The following is a 16,826-nucleotide window of genomic DNA, read 5'->3' on the forward strand; positions in this document are numbered from 1 at the left end:
GCGTACGTCGAGACCCGCGCGGGTGCGCTCGAGCGCGCCGCGATCCGCATCCAGGCCGCCGTGGCGATCGAGGGCCCGCCGCTGCGCCCGGTCGTGAACGAGACCCAGCTGTGGTGCGTGCCGTCAACCGAGGGGCTCTACACCCAGCCAGTCGACCTCGACTTCGATCGCAACCGCTGCGCCTCGCTGCACCCGGGCGAGCTGGTCCGCGCCCTGCGACGGACCCCCGATGACGCGTGGCTCTACGTCGACGCCGGGCACTCGGTCGGTTGGGTCGAGCACGGCGCCGCCGCGCTCGGGCCCGCGCTCGAGCCTGCTGCCGCCCGCGCCCAGCTGGGCCTCGAGCCCCCAGCTCCGCGGGCGTGGATGACCAACGACTTCGAGAACCTGCGCGCGGGCTCGAGCTTCGCGCTGCTCACCCGCGACGACGATCGCTCCACGCTGTCGGTCCCTGGCCTCGACGGAGCGATCGAGCGCGAGCTCCCGATCGAAGCGCCGCTGAGCACCACGGCGTTGCCGTTCACCCAGCGGGCGGTGTTCGAGCAGGCGTTCGCGCTGCTCGAGCAACCCTACGGCTGGGGCGGACGCGAGGGCCAGCGCGACTGCTCGCGCTACCTCTACGATCTGTTCGCGCAGTTCGACCTTCGCTTGGCTCGCAACTCTGGCGTGCAAGCGCAGCTCGGCACCCGCAGCGTCGATCTCTCGTCGCTCGATGAAGCCAGCAAGCGCGCCAAGATCCACGCGGCCGCGCGCGAGGGCGTCGTGCTGCTCTACATGCCGGGGCACATCATGCTGTACCTCGGTGAAGACGGCGGGATCGACTATGGCATCTCGGCCTTGAGCGAATACCTGGTCCCCTGTCCCGGCGGGCCCGACACCGTCCATCGCCTCGACCAGGTCGCCGTGACCACGCTCGAGCTCGGTCGGGGTACCGAGCGCACCGCCTTCATCGAGCGAATCTCGCGAATGGCGGTGTTTGGCCCGGCGCCCGAGTCAGCGCCGTGACCACGGGCCGCGGTGAACGGCTCGCCCGCTCGCCCTCACGGATCCGGTTGTTCGCAGATCCCCATGTTGCACACCAGCGGATCGGCGCAGGCCATGTCCGGGTCGCAGGCGCAGTCGAGCTCCCCCTCCACGCAGCACGACCCCATCAGGCAGGCGAGCCCGACGTTGCAGGTCATGTTTGGATAGCAGTCGCAGCTGACGTCACCGGCCGGACACAGCGGGGCCTCGCAGGTGCCCATCTCGCACAGCAGCCCGACGTTGCAGGTCATGTTGCCAAAGCAGGCGCAGCCCTCTTGCCCCTCCGGGCAGCTCATCACGCACACGTCGCCCTCACACACGAGGCCGTCGTCGCAGGTGTCGTTGCCGTAGCAGGCGCAGCCCTCTTGCCCGTCTGGGCAAACTGGCTCCACGCAAGTCTCGGCCTCGCACACCAGGCTGCCCTCGCAGGTCATGTTGCCGTAGCAGGGACATCCAAGCGTCCCCTCGGCGCACACGATCTCGGCGCAGGTCCCATCCTCGCACATCAGGTCTTCGTCACACGTGGCGTTGCCGTAGCAGGCGCAACCCAGCATGCCCTCGGGGCACGGATCCCCGTCTCCGTCTCCGTCGCCGAACTCCGCCTCGCTCGCGGTGTCGGTCTCCGGCTCCGTCTCCGTGCCGGTTGTGCCGGTCGTCCCGGTCTCGTCGGTCCCGCCCGGAAACACGCACGTGCCGTCCACACACTGCAAGTTGGTGTCGCACGAGCCGTCGCTCAGGCACTCGCACATGTGCTTGCCGATCGGGCACGCGTCGCCATCGTCCGAGCTCGCAGGCGTCCCGCAGGCAACCAGCAGACCGAGGCCAAACCCCACCAGCAGCTCGAGCTTCAGGTTCATGGGATCAGAGTACACAAAACTCGCCACGCCGGGATCTTGGCCAGCGCGTCAGCCCAAGAGTCCGCGCCACGCTGCTAAGCTAGCGGCCATGCCCGACACCGCGAGCGATCCCTTTGGCCTGCTCGACCCTGGCTTTCGCACCAACCCCTACCCTGCGCTGGCGCGCCTGCGCAGCGAAGCCCCGGTCTACTACTGCGATGCCTGGGGCTGCTGGGTGGTCGCGCGCCACGACGACGTGACCGCCTGCTTCCGCGATGACCGACTCTCGGCCGATCGCGCCAGCAGCTACGCCGCCAAGCTGCCGCCGCCCCTGCAGACCAAGCTCGCGCCGCTGATCGGCAACTTTGGGCGGTGGGCGCTCATGAAAGACCCTCCCGATCACACGCGCCTGCGCGGGCTGGTCAGCAAGGCCTTCACCCCGCGCCTGATCACGACGCTGGAGCCTTCGATAGAGCGGATCTGCGAGCGCGCGCTCGACCAACTCGAGCGGCAGCTCGCCGAGCACGGCGGCTTTGACCTGATCCACAGCTACGCGATGACCATCCCGGTCTTGGTGATCGGCGACATGCTTGGGCTCCCGGCCAAGGACGGACCCAAGCTCGAGCGCTGGTCCGCGGCGCTGGCCGGGTTCCTTGGCGCAGCCGCGATGACGCAAGAGGTCGTCGGCGCGGCGCTGCAAGCCGTCGTCGAGCTCGAGGCCTATTTTCGAGACCAGATCGAGCAGCGTCGGCGCGCGCCCGCTGACGATCTGCTGAGCTCGCTGCTCACCGCCCACGAGCAAGACGACCGCCTCGACGAACAAGAGCTGCTGGCAACCTGCACGATGGTGTTGTTTGGCGGGCACGAGACCACGACCAACTTGATCGGCAACGGCGTTCAGGTGTTGCTACAGCACCCCAAGCAGCTCGCCGAGCTGGGCCAAGACTTCAACGGCCAGATCGCGGCAGCCGTCGAGGAGCTGCTGCGCTTCGAGTCACCGATCCTCCGCATGGGCCGGATCGCGCGCGCGCCCATCGAGCTGCGTGACGCAACAATCGCCGCTGGCGATCGGGTCTACATGATGCTCGCAGCGGCCAACCGCGACCCCGAGGTGTTCGATGATCCAGATCGCTTGGTGCTGAACCGCGCAGACAACCGGCACCTGACGTTTGGCCACGGCCGCCACTTTTGCTTGGGCGCCGCGTTGGGTCGGCTCGAAGCCCAGCTCGCGCTCAGCAAATTGTTCACGCGATTTCCCACCCTTGGCGTGCGCGCGGACTTCACCCCAATTTGGCTCGACAACCTCACGGTTCGCGGGCTCGAGCGCTTGCCGCTCGAGCTTCGATAGGCCCCGATCCCATCGCACCAACCGGATCCGCGCCACCGCACTCGCCGCCATCTGCGATCCAGGCGAGCGCTCGCCCGATGCGCGCGAGCGCATCCCCGCACCGATCGCACGCAACGGGGCGCACCAACTGACATGAGGTGCACAACCACAAACATGGGACACTTGGGTCACCCTCGGCGTGGGGGCCATCGCCATTGACCACCAACCTGCCGGCATTCGACGATCGTGTACGCGCGCTGCTCGACGTGAGCAGCGACGCGATGCTGGTCACGACCCCCGAGGGCCAGATCCTCGACTGCAACCACGCCACGCTGGCGCTGTTTGGCTACCGTCGAGCCGAGCTGATCGGCATGCACCGCGGGGATCTGGTCGTTCGCGCCGACGAGCGCCTGGCCCAGGCGCTCACAGTGCGCGATCGAAACGGCACGGTCCGCACGCCGCTGCGGCTGCGCAACAAGCAAGGCGCCGAGTTCAACGGCGAGGTCGCCAGCGTCGTGGGTCGCTCGACGTCCGGCAAGTCACAGGTCTGGGTGGTCGTCCGCGACCTCTCGGATCGGACCCGCGCGGACCAGGCCGACAAGGACCTGCGCGACTCCAACCAGCTGCTGCGCGCGCTGTCCGACGCCGCGTTCGAGGCGGTGATCATGCACCGCGACGGGGTGATCCGCATGGCCAACCGCGCGGCCGAGATCTACTCGGGCGTGGCGCCCGGCGAGCTCGTTGGGCGCCGGCTCGCCGACTTCATCGCGCCAGAGTCCAAGCAGATGGCTCTGGCCCGGGTCGCGGCGGGCGATGATCAGCCCTACGACGCGTTTGCCATGCGCAGTGACGGCACGACCTACCCGGTCGAGGTCCAGTCACGCACGATCCCCGTCGAGATCGACGGCGGCGCGGTTCGGGTCGTCGCCATGCGCGACTTGACCATGCGTCGTCAGCTCGAAGATCAGCTGCGCCAGGCTCAAAAGCTGGACGCGATCGGTCGGCTCGCTGGCGGGATCGCCCATGACTTCAACAACCTGCTCTCGGTCGTGCTCAACGCGACCGAGCTCGCGACCCTCGGCCTCGCCGAAGACCACCCCAGCCGCGGCGAGCTCGTCGACGTGATCTGGGCGGCAGAGCGGGCCGCAGAGCTGACCCGCCAGCTGCTCGCGTTTGGCCGCAAGACTGTGCTGCGGCCCCGGATCATCGACGCGGGCCAGGTCCTCGAGACCATGCGCTCGATGCTTCGGCGCCTGGTGACCGAGGACATCGAGCTCGACCTGACCTTGCCCCAGCGCCCTGCCCGACTGCGCGCCGATCCTGCCCAGCTCGAGCAAGTCGTGCTCAACCTGGTCGTCAACGCCCGCGATGCCATGCCGCGCGGCGGTCGGCTGAGCCTCGAGGTCGAGCCGGTCGAGCTCGATGACAGCTTCGCTCGCGCCCACGTCGGCGTCACGCCTGGGGACTACGTCAAGGTTGCGATCTCGGACACGGGCGTCGGCATGGACTCCGAGACCCTGGCCCGCATCTTCGAGCCCTTCTTCACGACCAAAGGGCCCGGCCACGGCACCGGGCTTGGGCTCGCCACGGTGTTTGGCATCGTCAACCAAAGCGGCGGGACGATCTGGGTCCAGAGCGAGCCCGACAGCGGCACCACGTTCACGATCTACCTGCCGGCCAGCGACGACGCGGAGCCGGACACGCCCGCGCCCACGCCCGCGCCCGCGCCCGCGCCCGGGACCCAGGACTACCGGATCCTCGTCGTCGAGGATGAACCCCGGGTCCAGCGGGTGGTCGTCGAGCTGCTGCGCCGCGCGGGCTACCGCGTCGACGCAGCGCCCGGCCCCGTCGAAGCGCTCGCGTTCGTGAACGAGCAGCCTGGCGTGATCGACCTGTTGTTGACCGACGTGATCATGGCCCAGATGAGCGGTCGGCAGCTGGCCGAGCGGATCGTCGCTACGGATCCGGGGGTCCGCGTCGTCTATATGTCGGGGCACTCCGACGAGATCATCGCCACGCGCGGAGTCTTGGATCCCGGGGTCCACTTCTTGCCCAAGCCGATCGTCGCTGGGGCGTTGTTGGAGCTGATCGGCGAGGTCTTGGCAGGATCCCAGCCGCGCCGACTGACCGCGCCAACTGACCGCGCCAACTGACCGCGCCGACTGACCGAAGCGCTCGCGCTCAGCTCCCACGCTGGTCAGGATCGGTCGTCGCGGGCCGCACCGGGCCCTGCACCACCCCGGCCTCGGCGAGCTCGTAGAGGTCATCCACGGCGAACCCAAGCAGGTCGCGCAGCACCTGCTCCGTGTGGGCCCCGATCTCTGGCCCGATCCACGCGGTGCCCCCGGGCGTGTCCGACAGCTTCGGCACGACCGCCGGAATGTCGAGCGTGACCCCGTCCGGCAGCGTCACCGAGTCGAACATCTGGCGGGCCAGAAACTGCGGATCCGCGGCGATGTCCGCGATGCTCTGGATCGGCCCGGCCGCGACCTCGGCCGCCTCGAGCTCGCGCAGCGCTTGCTCGGGCGAGCGCGCGGCTGTCCACTCGCTGATCGCCTGATCCAGCGCCGCCTCGTGGGCGACGCGGCCGTCGTTGTGCAGCAGCCCCGGATCATCGGCCAAGTCTGGGCGGCCGATCGCTCGCATCAAGCGCTGAAACATCGAGTCCGAGTTGGCCCCGATCGCGACCCAGCGATCCTCGTCGTCTGGCCCCGCGCGACACGGGTAGGTCCCCGTCGGCACGATGCCCTCGAGCTTGCTGCCCGATCGCTGGCGCACGTGCCCGGACAGCGAGAACTCTGGGAGCAGCGACTCGAGCATGTTGAACACGCTCTCGCTCAGCGCGACGTCGACCAGCTGCCCCACCCCCGTGCCGCGCTGGCTCGGCCCACCATCGCGGGCGCGGACGGCCGTCAGCGCCCCAAATGCGGCGTGCAGGCCCGAGATCGTGTCGCCCAGGCTGACCCCCGCCCGAACCGGCGCGCGGCCAGGCTCACCGCTCAAGAACCGCAGCCCGCCCACGGCCTCGGCGACGTTGGCAAACCCAGGCTGCTGCGCGCGCGGACCCGTCTGCCCGTAGCCCGAGATCCGCACCATGATCAGCCGGCGATCGAGCGCGTGCAGATCTTCCCAGCCCAGGCCCCACTGCTCCATGCGGCCCGGCCGAAAGTTCTCGATCAGCACGTCGATCTGCCCGGTCGCCACCAGGTTGCGGATCAGCCAGCGGCCCTGCTCGGTGCGCAGATCGATCGCCACCGATCGCTTGTTGCGGGCCATCGACCGCCACCACAGCGAGGTCCCGTCGTGCATGTGCCGCCAGCGTCGCAGCGGATCCCCGACGCCCGGCGGCTCGACCTTGATCACCTCGGCGCCAAACCCCGCGAGCATGGCCCCCGCGAACGGGCCGGCGATCAGCTGCCCGAGCTCGAGCACGCGCAGACCTGCGAGGGCGTGCTCAGTCATCGACGTGGACTCGCGCGTAGAGCCGCTCGAACCGCCCCTCGAGCTTGCGCAGCTTCTCGCGCAGCTCCTCGAGGTCCTTCTCTGCCGCGCCAAGCCGGGGGTCCTCGGTCTTGCGCAGGTTGGCGATGACGTGATCGATGCGGACCTGCTCTTGCTGGGTCTGGGTCGCGCGAAACGCCTCGAGATCCGGGATCGCCGAGCTCGCGTGGGCGAGCTCGAGCCCGTGCGCGGCCGCGAGCTGGACCCGACCGACGGGGTCCCGCAGCAGATCGACGAGCCGCTCGATCGCCCGCTCGCGGGGCCGCTTGTCGAGCCGTCGCGCCAGCTGCCCCAGCGCGTGGGCAGCTGCTGGCCGGGCGCGATCACTGGTCTTGCCGATCACGCAGCGGGCCAGCAACAGCTCGAGCGCCCGCGGGTCGCGGGTCCCCGCCAGACCCCGCAAGGCGCCCGACTGCTCGAAGCCGTTGTAGCTGTCGCGCTCGGCCGCCGCGGCGATCTGCTCGAAGGGCGCGTCCTCTCGCTGGGCCCCGAGCAGCTCCCACGCGACCATGGCCGCGCGATGCGGCAACCCGCCGCGAACGCGCTCGAGCACGGCGGCCGCGAGCTTGGGATCGCGCACATCCATGCAGCCACGCAGCAGCCCCTCGAGCACGCGATGATCCTGTTCAATGCCGATCACGTCGGCCAGCGCCTCGATCGCCTGGGCCGATGCCGCATCACCGAGCGCCTTGGCCCACTCGAGACGCACGCCCCAGAACGGCTCGTCGACCCACCGCTCGCTGACTTTGACGAGCGCCTTGCGCTTGCCCGCCTTGATCAGCTCGCGCCCGGCCAGGATCCGACCCAGCACGTCTGGGGCCTCGACGAGCTGGGTCTCGAGCTTGTCGGCGCCGGGATCGAAGTCCAGCTTGAGCAGCACCTCGAAGTCGGGATCGACGCGGACCATGTCCGGCTCAGCGTCGAGCTCGAACGCGAAGCTGTGCCGCTCTCGCTCGATCTGGACCTGCCGACGCTGGGTCTCGCCGTCTATGGTCCACGCGAGGGTGAGCGGGAACGAGAACACACCGCCAGAACCACCACCCGAGCCCGACTCTGCGTCCTTTTGCTCGACCTGGGTCTGCTTGATCGTGAAGGTGCCGCGCCCGTTGGCGTCGTCCCACTCGAATTCGGCGTCGATCATCGGATAGCCGACCCCGTGGAACCACTGATCGAAGAACTTGCCGAGCGAGCGCCCGCTGACGCGCTCCATGACCCGCCGAAAGTCGTCAGTCTCGACGACCTGGCCGGCGTACTCTTGCAGGTAGGTCCGGGTCCCTTCCCAGAACAGCTCGTCGCCCAGGGTGCAGCGCAGCGTGTGCAGGCGCGCCGCACCGCCCGGGTACAAGTGCATGTCGTACATCTCGAACGAGTTGTGGAACTCGCGGGTGACGATCGGGCGACGGTAGCGGCTGTCGGCCTCGCGAAAGTAGGACCGCGCGTTGAGCCACAGCTCGTAGAGTTGCTCGTCGCGGCCGAGCGCGTCCTCGAACCAGCAGCACTCCATGTAGGTGGCCCAGCTCTCTTTGAGCCACGCGTGGGCGTAGTCGCGACAGACAACGAGATCGCCAAACCAGCTGTGGGCCATCTCGTGAACGTTGATCTGATCGACGAGTCGGCCCCACTCGCCCGCCAGGGTCTCGTCGAGCAAGAACTGATCGTCCCAGCTGACCAGCGAGATGTTCTCCATTGCGCCACCAAAGTGGGGCAGCGCGAACTGGTAGTACTTGGGAAACGGAAACGGCATGCCCAGCTTGTCCGTCATCCACTCCATGATCGCGGCGGTGCCACCAAAGCTGCGACACAGGTGGTCGACGTCGTGCTGCTTGCTCGCGAAGTAGGCCAACGCCACGCCTTCGCCGTCGCCAAGGTGATCGCCGTCGTCACACTTGGTGAAGTCGCCGATCGCAAAGCAGGTCAGGTAGCTCGGGCACGGCTGGTCCAGGCCCCAGTGGGCCGTCTTGGTCCCGTCGTCGTGGCGCTGCTCCGAGTGCAGCACGCCGTTGGCGAGGATCGTGAGGTCGTCGGCGGCGCGCAGGTGGAACGTCAGGGTTGGCCGCACGCTGGGCAGATCGATCGTGGGCAGCCAATGGCGGGCGCGCTCGGTCTCGTGATCGGTCGCCGCGAACCGGGCCGCCGTCGGGGCCTCGGCGCTGGGCGACGAGAAGAACAGGCCCGAGACCGGCTGCCGAACCCGGTAGCGGATCGCCAGCTTGCGGGTCGCGCCTCGCTGCGCCCCCGCTGCCCAGGTCACGCGGATCTGCTGGCCGTCGTAGCGCCAGCTGATCTCGCTGCCGCCCTGATCTTCGCTCTCGACCGCCAGATCCTCGAAGTCGAGGGCGTTCAAGACCAGCTGCGTGGCCCCAGCCCGACGCCACGCCAAGGTGTGCGTGACGACCCCGGCGGCGCTGCGGCCCTCGATGTCGACGTGCAGATCGATGTCGAGGTGAACCGGCTCGATCCCGAGGTCTGGCGGATAGTGAGCCTCGGCGCCGGGCAGCGTGAACACGGACGCCCGTCGATGATGCGCACAGCAGGCAAAGCGATGAGTCGAATCGTCAGCAGCGGTCACGGGGAGCTTGGCTCAGCCTACCGCAAGCAGCCCAGGTGTGCGCGGCTGTGATCGACGAATTGTGCGGCGCGTGACCGACCCGCCCCGGTGCCCTTCACAGGCTCGAGACCAACGCGGCCAACAGCGCCACGCCAAAGCCTGTCCCGCGATCTTTGCGGAACGCCGGGCCCGCCAGGTCCACGTGACCCCAGCGCAGCTCGACGCCATCGAGGTGGTTGTAGACAAACTGGGCAGCGCACGCCGACTGGGCGTTCGCCCGGTTTCGCACTGAATTGCACATGTCGGCGATCTGGCTGGAGAACTCTTGCTTGAACAGCTCGGGCGCGAACAGCATCGGGTGCACAAGGTCGCCGCTGAGGTGACCGGCCGCGACCATGGCCTGCTCGAGCTCCGCGTCGTTGCACACGATCCCGGCGTGCACGACCCCGGTCGAGATCATCTGGGCCCCGGTGAGGGTCGCGGCGTTGATCACCGTGTCAGCTTGGAGTTCGCGGGCCGCCCAGCTGACACCGTCGGCGAGCAGCAGCCGGCCCTCGGCGTCGGTGTTGTTGATCTCGACCGTCTTGCCCGAGTGCATGGTCAGGATGTCGTCGGGCTTGAAGGCCGTGGGGCCGATCGCGTTCTCGGCCACGCACAAGACCAGCGAGACCCGGTGGGGGCAGCGCCCCTGCACGAGCACCCGAAACGCCCCGAGCACGGCCGCGGCCCCGCCCATGTCGCACTTCATGCCCTCCATGCCGCCGCGCGGTTTGAGGTGCAGACCGCCAGTGTCGTAGGTCACGCCTTTACCGACCAACGCGATGTGCCGCTGGCCCTCGAACTCCGCCGGCGCATGACTGGCGATCAACATGCGGGGGGCCGAGACCGCCGCGCGTCCGACCGCATGGATGCCCCCGAGCCCGCGCGTGGCCAGCTCGTCCCCGACGATCTCTTCGATCTGTACATCGAGCCCATCGAGCAGCGCGCGAGCACGGGCCGCGAAGGTCTCGGGGTCGAGCTCGCTGGGCGGCGTGTCGACCAGCTCCGCGCTATCGCGCACCGCAGCGACCGTGCCGACCACCCCCGCATCGGGCTTGATCGGCTGGCCTTTGCGATCGACGGCAAACAGTTGCACGCGCCGCTGCTTGCCGCTGCTCTTGCCGCTGTACTGCGGAAAGCAGCGACCCACCGCGATCGCCTGCGGGAGGATGTGGGCCGGGTCGTCGACGACCAGGACCACCGCCAGCTTGCCCTTGCCCGACTTGAGGCCCCCGATCACCCGACGCACGCACTCGGCCCGGCTCGCGGCGTTGTGGCGCGAGACCGTGTCTGGCAGCACCCCAACCCCCAAGATCCCAGGGTCACCCCCGGTCAGGGTCGTGGCCGAGGCCCCGAGATCCCCCGCGTCGATCGTTGTTGCGAGCTCCACGGCCAGGGCATCGAGCTTCTTGCCCAGCAGCTTGGGGAACCGACGCTTGTGAAAGACCGAGGTCGCGCCGATCACCGCGATGGTCTTTGCGCCCTTGAGCAGAGTCTTGGTGGACGAAGCGAATCCGATTGACGACACCGCCCCCGAGTATGCCGAAAACTCTGGCGATGGGCGACCGATTCATGGGTTTTTGTCGGCTGACCGATCGTCACCCCAGTCGTCACGGCGATCACCGAGCGCGAACTCAGCATTGACAAGCGGTCGCCCGGACCCGGATGCTTGTCCACCTGCACCCGATGAAATGGGCGCATCCCTCGTTGTTCGCGCGTTTGCTGGCCATGACGACTCCAACCTGCCGCCTATCGATCTCCGCCTTGTCGCTTGGGCTGATGGCCCTGCTGTCGCTGGCCCCTTCGCGCGCCCACGCGGCGCCACCCAGTGAAGTTGATGCGCCCGATGACGCTTCGGCCAGCCCGGACGCCGAGGTCACCGCCGCCGACTCCGAGATCGCGCCGCAGCCCGAGCCCGAGCCATCTCCAGTCGAAGACGCCGAAGACGTCGAGAACGTCGAGAACGTCGAAGACGAGAAGTACATGGAACCGGTGCCGGCCGAGGGCGACGCCGCGCCGGCTCCCAAGCCACCCGCCACGGTCGACAACATCGGCAGCAAGCACCGGATCACGTACACCAGCTTGTTGGCCCCGCGCATCAACCCACTCGGGCTCGAGGAGCGCCTGTGGATCGGCTACGAGTATCGGCTCTACGACAAAGACAAGACGATCCTCAACGGCAGCAACCTCGCCATTTACTTTCGTCCGATCGTCAACCCGGCGATCACCTTGATCGGGGCGACCGTGCAGGTTCAGCCGGCGGCGGTGCTGCGGCTGCGTGCGACCTACAGCTACGTGCAGTGGTTCGGCACCTTCCAGTTCATGCAGACCTACGAGTCGCCGCACGAAGACTACTCCGAGACCCGGCTCGACGCCCAAGCCGACGCTGGCGAGAACTACGTGACCGGCGGCCACCAGGTCGAGCTCGAGGCCCTGGTCCAAGCCCGCTACAAGGGCCTCGTGTTCCGCAGCGCGACGTTCGGGATCTACAACCATTACGACAACCTGCGCGGCGACGACGATCTGTTCTACGCGGTCCGCTACGACATCCTGGCGCCGGCGAAGGGTTGGATGATCACCAACGACACCGATCTGCTGTGGCTGCAGGACTTCAAGGGCCCACGCCACGCGACCGCGATGTTCGGCGCCCGCGCGTCAACGGTGATGCCGATCTACAGCGACGAGGTCTACGAAGAGGGCGACGTCATCGACAACCCCAACGGTCCGCAGTTCAAGCTGGGACCTGCGCTGGGCTACATCTTCTACGATCGGCCCGACCGCAAATTCAACAAGCCAACCCTGCTCATGATGCCGCAGTGGAACATCAAGCACCGCTGGCGGACCGGCCGCGACGTCAGCACGGCGATGCCCACGATCGTGATCGCCTTCGTGTTCTCCGGTCAGCTGTGGGGCAGCAAGAATTAGTGCCGGTCAGTTGGGTCCCCCCAGGGGATGACCCGCGGGTTAACCGTGACCCACCCGGCCTACTCGCGGCGACGCAAGGTCGACGACAGCCCCAGCAGGCCGAAGCCAAGCAACGCCAGCGGCGCCCACGGGCCCTGGTTCGAGCTGCCGTCACCGCTGACGGCACAGTTGCAGCCACGCCCGTTCAAACCGGCGTCGTTGCCAAACCCAAACCCCGCGGTGCCCGACTCGTCGCCGGCCGTGCCCCCGTCGGGCCCGCCGTCACCGTCGGGTCCGTCGTCGGCGCTGTCCCAGCCCGAGTCGCCGTCCTGATCGTCCGAGTCCCAGCCGTCCGAGGTGCCGTCGCCGTCGGTGTCCCAGCCGCTGTCGGAGGTCCCGTCGCCGTCGGTGTCCCACGTCGTCGAGTCGCCGTCGGCGGTCCCCCAGCTGTCGGAGGTCCCGTCGCCGTCCGTGTCCCAGCCGGTGTCGCCGTCGCCATCGCCCGAGCTCGAGCTCGAGCTGGTGAAGGTGCTCATGCCGGGATCGGGTTCATTCGTGGTCGGCTCGGGGTTCTCCGAGCAGTCGTTGAACGCACAGCAAGGATCAAACGAGATGTCCGAGATGATCGCCGCGAGCGCGGCCTCGAGCTCCATCTGGTTGTCGGCGTCGAAGAAGGCCTCTTGCCCGCCCGAGCCCCAGCCCGCCATGTTGGCCAGCTGCTGCTGGGCCTCGGGGGTTGCGAGCCCGTCGCCAAACCCGATCACGTAGGTCTTGACCCCCGCGTCGAACATCACCTGCATCGCGCCTTGGACCTGCGCGTCGGTCGAGTAGCCGTTGTACTGCCCGTCGGTGATCAGCACGTTCAGGTACTGGGTGGTGTCGTCGGTTGGGTACAGATCCGGCGGGTTGGCTTGGTAGTCCAGCAGGTTGTCGAACACCAGCTCGAACCCGCGGTGGGTGAAGGTGCCCGAGCCCTGACAGATCCCCGAGCCGCTTGGCAGGCACGCCGGCATGTGGCTGAGCGTCTGCTGATCAAAAAACGGCGGGATCACGCTGCCGTCCTTGAAGGTCCACGTGATGCTGGGGCCGCCCCATGGATCATCGCAGCCCGGCTCTTCGCACGAGGTGGTTGGGTCCAGCGCCCAGCCAAAGTTGTCTTGCATGCACGGCCCGTACTGGACCAGGACCTTCTCTTCGGGCGGGGCTTCGCCGCCGAACACCGTGAGCCCGAGGTGGATCAGATCCTCGACCGGGCGCCCGATCCCGTCGACTTCGACGTCGAACAGCGAGTTGTTGCCCGAGGCCAGCGCCGATCGTGCGCGATCCCAGCCAGTCTCACCGGGGCCGCCCGGCGCCATGCCAACGTTGAGCATGGACGACGAGGCGTCGAGCAGCACCATCAGGCGCGGCAGCCCGGCCGTGCACTCTGGCACGATGACTTGATCGGCGATCTCTTGCACGACCTGCCCGATCGCCTGAAACAGCTCCGCCGGGTTGTCGGCCGCGATCGACTCGGTCGTGCCGCCAGCGGCCGCGAGCTCGTTGGCGAACGGCAGGTCGCCCGCGTCGGCGACCGCGACCACGTAGGTCGGGATCCCCTGCAGGTCGAACAGCTCCGCGGCCGTGATCGACGGGTTGTCCTCGGGCGGCGACAGCTGCGGGAACCCGGCCTGGGCGGTCCAGGCACCATCGGTCACGACCATCAGCCCGTAGAAGCGCTCTTGCCCGGGGATCACGTCTTCGGGGTGATGCAGCTTGGACGCCCCGATCACGACCTTGGCGTGGTCGAGCGCGCCCTTGGTCCAGGTGCCGATGCCCGAGCAATTGCCAGGCCCGTTGGGACACAGCGGCGGCGGCGTGGCGGCCAGCGAGTCGATGATGTCCTGGCCGTTACACTCGAAGTAGTCCTTGTCCGGGGCCTCGGGGTCGTACCAGCCAACGTCCAGGCTCTGGCCGTCGACGATCCCCGACATGTCCCCCGGGATCACCGTGCCGAACCCGCCGGGATCCGGGTCGTGCCCGTAGCGCATCAGCGCGACGTGCATGTTCTCCTGGAAGTAGCCCTGGTTGGTGGTCATCAACGCCGAGATCGCGTCAACGGCCACCTGCCAGCGGGTCTGGCCCATTCCAAACGGCTCGCTCATCGACGACGAGTAGTCGAGCACGATCATGAAGTTGGGCTTCTTGAACGTGCAGTCGTTCTCTTCGAAGCAGTCGTTGCCGCCGCCAGCCACCGCGACCGGATCCCGCGAAGTCATGAACGCCAGCCCGATCCCGCCAAGCAGGGCGAGCTGAAGCGCGAGCCGACGATGAGCCGGTGAAATTGCGAGTCGTCGCATGATCGTTCCAGTTCCCCCCGAGATCACATGGTCGCACGAACCACTGGTTTCGATCACCAGCGGCTCCAGCGCCTACCGAACGGCCCCGACAGGCGAGCGTTTGGGGTGAGCGAAGGGGGCTCCGCCGCCGAAGCGAGGGGGCTTTTTGAAAGCCTCCTCGAAAATGGTACGAGCCGACAGGCGAGCGTTTGGGGTGAGCGAAGGGGGCTCCGCCGCCGAAGCGAGGGGGCTTTTTGAAAGCCTCCTCGAAAACAGTAGGCCCGAGTCGAGCGCGCAGCGCTCGATTCGGGACTAAGGAGCGACGTGGGCGGCGTCGCCGGCCATCAAGTCGGCGACCCAGTCGACCAGCAGCACGCCGTCGACCGTGAGCGTGTAGTAGTCCGACTTGCTCAGGTAGGTGTGGCTGTTGCCGGTCTTGAAGAAGGTCCCGAAGTCCGGCCCAACCAGCACGTTGTCGCGCAGATCGTAGAGCGCCTCTTGGAAGTCGGGGAAGCTGGGGAACAGGGCCGTGCAATTGTTGGCCCCGAACCCAAAGAAGCTCGAGATCGTGCTGTCGGCGTGCGACGAGATCAGCCCCTTGGGCGCGTTGGGGTACTTCTCCTGGACGTAGGTCAGGTAATTGTAGAGGCCGCCGCCGTCTTGCCCAAAGCAGGCCGGGCAGTCCTGGGGCAGCGACGCGTCGACGTTCCACACGTCGCGGAACTGCTGCTGCAGGCAGGGCGCGAGGTACTCGTCGCGGAAGATCGGACCCGAGTCGTCGATCAACACGACGTCGTTGTTGGGGAACGCGTCGGCGATCGTGGCGTAGTTGGAGGCCGCTCCAAACCCGCCGCCGCTCTCGCCGGTTGCGACCACGTCGGCGGTGTCGGGGAAGGTGTCGACGATGCGCTCGAGCGCCAGCAACACGTTGTCGTGACCCACGAACATCTGGCCTTGTGGCCCACCGGGCACGTTGCCGTTGGATGTGCTGCCGAAGAACACGTCCCCCGTGCAGTACGGCAAGTACACGAAGTTGTAGTCCATCATCGGGTTGTCGGGGTTCTCGTTGTCGAACAGGCCGCCGTAGGGGCCTGGACTGAACTTCCCGGCGGGGATGCTGGCTGGGTTGGCGAGGCAGCTCAACGAGTTGAAGCAGGCGCCGCCGCCCTCCATGTAGATCGCTAGCAATGCGTCATTGTTGGCGTAGCGGACTCCGATCCCGGCGGGCGAACCGTCGCGGCAGAACATCCCGTCGATCTCGACGTAGAGCCACTCGCCAACGGGGGCGGTGGGCAGCGGGTTGCCAGGATCGCCGTCGCCGTCGCCGTCGCCGTCGCCGGTCGGGTCACCGTCGCCGTCACCCGGATCGCCGTCACCGTCGCCGGTGTCGCCGTCGCCGGTGTCGCCGTCGCCGGTGTCGGTCGGGTCACCATCGCCGTCACCCGGGTCGCCGTCGCCGTCTCCCGTCTCGTCCGTCCCGGTCATGCCCTCACCGGCGGGTTCATCACCACACCCGATCGTCAAGACAGGGACCAGCAATGCAAGCAACGGGAGCTTTTTCATGCGCACGGTGCCATCCTACGGGTGTGTCGAACGGCACTCAAGGCCAAATTAGTGGTGTTGCGATGATCACTCCGGCCAGACCCAGAAACACGCATTCAGCGCACCCTTAGGTCTGGTTGTAAGCCCGACCGCGAATCAGCGTAGCCTTGCCCAGTGCCCCGCAGGCTCGAGCGCTCAGAACCGGTAGCCAAAGGTCAGGGTGAAGCGCGGCCTGAACCCGTCGGCCGTGAAGATGCATTGGCCGGGGACCGTGCAGATCTGCGTGGAGCGCTGGACCACCCCCATGCGCCGCAGCCCGCCGGAAAACCCAACGTTGACGTGCCGGGTCAAGTCCCACGACCACCCCATCGAGAGCCCGCCACCCAGCGCGACCGTGCTCAACATCGGCAGCGAGACCGCGAATTGGTGGCCAACCGTGAAGGTCGCCGCAAAGTACACGCCCGTCCACGGCCGCTTGAACCAGCCGACCACTTCCAAGGTGTGGCCAAAGCCAACGAGGTGGCCGTAGCCGGGGTTGGGGTAGGCGTACTCGAGCTGCGCACCCAGGCTCAGGTGCCGTCCGAGCCCGCGTCGGTACCCGATGTCGACGCCAGCGTGATCGCCAAGGGTCATCGCGTCGAGGAACACCTGGTTGCCGTCGCGCGGATCCAAGAACTCCCAGCGGTCGCGGATCGGATCGATGGCCAGGGCCCGCCCGGGCGCCAAGCACCCGAGCGCGACCAACCCGGAGAGGCAGCGTGAGGCCACGCGCGCCAGCTGCCGCCGCG

General features: G+C 67.9%; 11 protein-coding genes. 4 read left to right on the top strand and 7 right to left on the bottom strand.

What is annotated here, in order from left to right; all coding sequences use genetic code 11:
* The coding region (locus tag DB30_RS32785; protein ID WP_052556512.1) for an NlpC/P60 family protein at positions 1–1,005 on the top strand (1,005 nt) is incomplete at its 5' end.
* A gap of 35 nt (positions 1,006–1,040) precedes the next feature.
* Here the strand turns inward: DB30_RS32785 and DB30_RS32790 are convergent.
* A complete protein-coding gene (locus DB30_RS32790) occupies positions 1,041–1,880 on the bottom strand; it encodes a hypothetical protein (RefSeq protein WP_052556514.1) in 840 nt (279 codons plus the stop codon).
* An 88-nt stretch (positions 1,881–1,968) separates the two neighbouring features.
* On the opposite strand from DB30_RS32790, the gene DB30_RS32795 reads away from it, so the two are divergent.
* Both DB30_RS32795 and DB30_RS32800 read left to right on the top strand, forming a co-directional pair.
* Positions 1,969–3,207: a cytochrome P450 gene (locus tag DB30_RS32795; protein ID WP_052556517.1), complete on the top strand. Its 1,239-nt coding sequence runs from the start codon at positions 1,969–1,971 to the stop codon at positions 3,205–3,207.
* Positions 3,208–3,401: 194 nt separating this feature from the next.
* Positions 3,402–5,339: a hybrid sensor histidine kinase/response regulator gene (locus DB30_RS32800; protein WP_052556519.1), complete on the top strand. Its 1,938-nt coding sequence runs from the start codon at positions 3,402–3,404 to the stop codon at positions 5,337–5,339.
* A 28-nt stretch (positions 5,340–5,367) separates the two neighbouring features.
* Here the strand turns inward: DB30_RS32800 and DB30_RS32805 are convergent, their stop codons facing one another.
* The 3 genes from DB30_RS32805 to DB30_RS32815 all read right to left on the bottom strand — a co-directional run bounded on the left by DB30_RS32805 (position 5,368) and on the right by DB30_RS32815 (position 10,802).
* Positions 5,368–6,648, bottom strand: coding sequence for a CaiB/BaiF CoA transferase family protein (locus tag DB30_RS32805; protein ID WP_052556521.1), 1,281 nt, complete (start codon positions 6,646–6,648; stop codon positions 5,368–5,370).
* Positions 6,641–9,193 (bottom strand): M1 family aminopeptidase, encoded by a 2,553-nt coding sequence (locus DB30_RS32810; RefSeq protein ID WP_052556523.1) that lies wholly within the window; start codon positions 9,191–9,193, stop codon positions 6,641–6,643. Before DB30_RS32810 ends, DB30_RS32805 begins: the two co-directional genes overlap by 8 nt.
* A 157-nt stretch (positions 9,194–9,350) precedes the next feature.
* On the bottom strand, positions 9,351–10,802 hold the full coding sequence (locus DB30_RS32815) for a M17 family metallopeptidase (protein ID WP_240480387.1): 1,452 nt from the start codon (positions 10,800–10,802) through the stop codon (positions 9,351–9,353).
* Positions 10,803–11,002: 200 nt separating this feature from the next.
* Between DB30_RS32815 and DB30_RS32820 the strand changes: the two genes are divergently transcribed.
* Positions 11,003–12,199, top strand: a complete 1,197-nt coding sequence (locus DB30_RS32820; protein ID WP_146661672.1) for a hypothetical protein — start codon at positions 11,003–11,005, stop codon at positions 12,197–12,199.
* Between the two features lie 59 nt (positions 12,200–12,258).
* Here the strand turns inward: DB30_RS32820 and DB30_RS32825 are convergent, their stop codons facing one another.
* The 3 genes from DB30_RS32825 to DB30_RS32835 form a co-directional block, all read right to left on the bottom strand.
* The gene (locus DB30_RS32825; RefSeq protein ID WP_052556527.1) at positions 12,259–14,517 is read right to left on the bottom strand and encodes a vWA domain-containing protein; all 2,259 of its coding nucleotides are present in this window, start codon (positions 14,515–14,517) and stop codon (positions 12,259–12,261) included.
* Positions 14,518–14,808: 291 nt separating this feature from the next.
* Entirely contained in the window at positions 14,809–16,059 is a 1,251-nt protein-coding gene (locus tag DB30_RS32830; protein WP_052556529.1) for a pectin acetylesterase-family hydrolase, read from the bottom strand.
* Between the two features lie 174 nt (positions 16,060–16,233).
* Positions 16,234–16,806, bottom strand: a complete 573-nt coding sequence (locus DB30_RS32835; RefSeq protein ID WP_146661673.1) for a DUF3575 domain-containing protein — start codon at positions 16,804–16,806, stop codon at positions 16,234–16,236.
* Between the last annotated feature and the right edge of the window lie 20 nt (positions 16,807–16,826).

It is taken from the genome of Enhygromyxa salina (genome assembly GCF_000737335.2).
GTDB classification, from domain to species: Bacteria; Myxococcota_A; Polyangia; order Nannocystales; family Nannocystaceae; genus Plesiocystis; species Plesiocystis salina_C.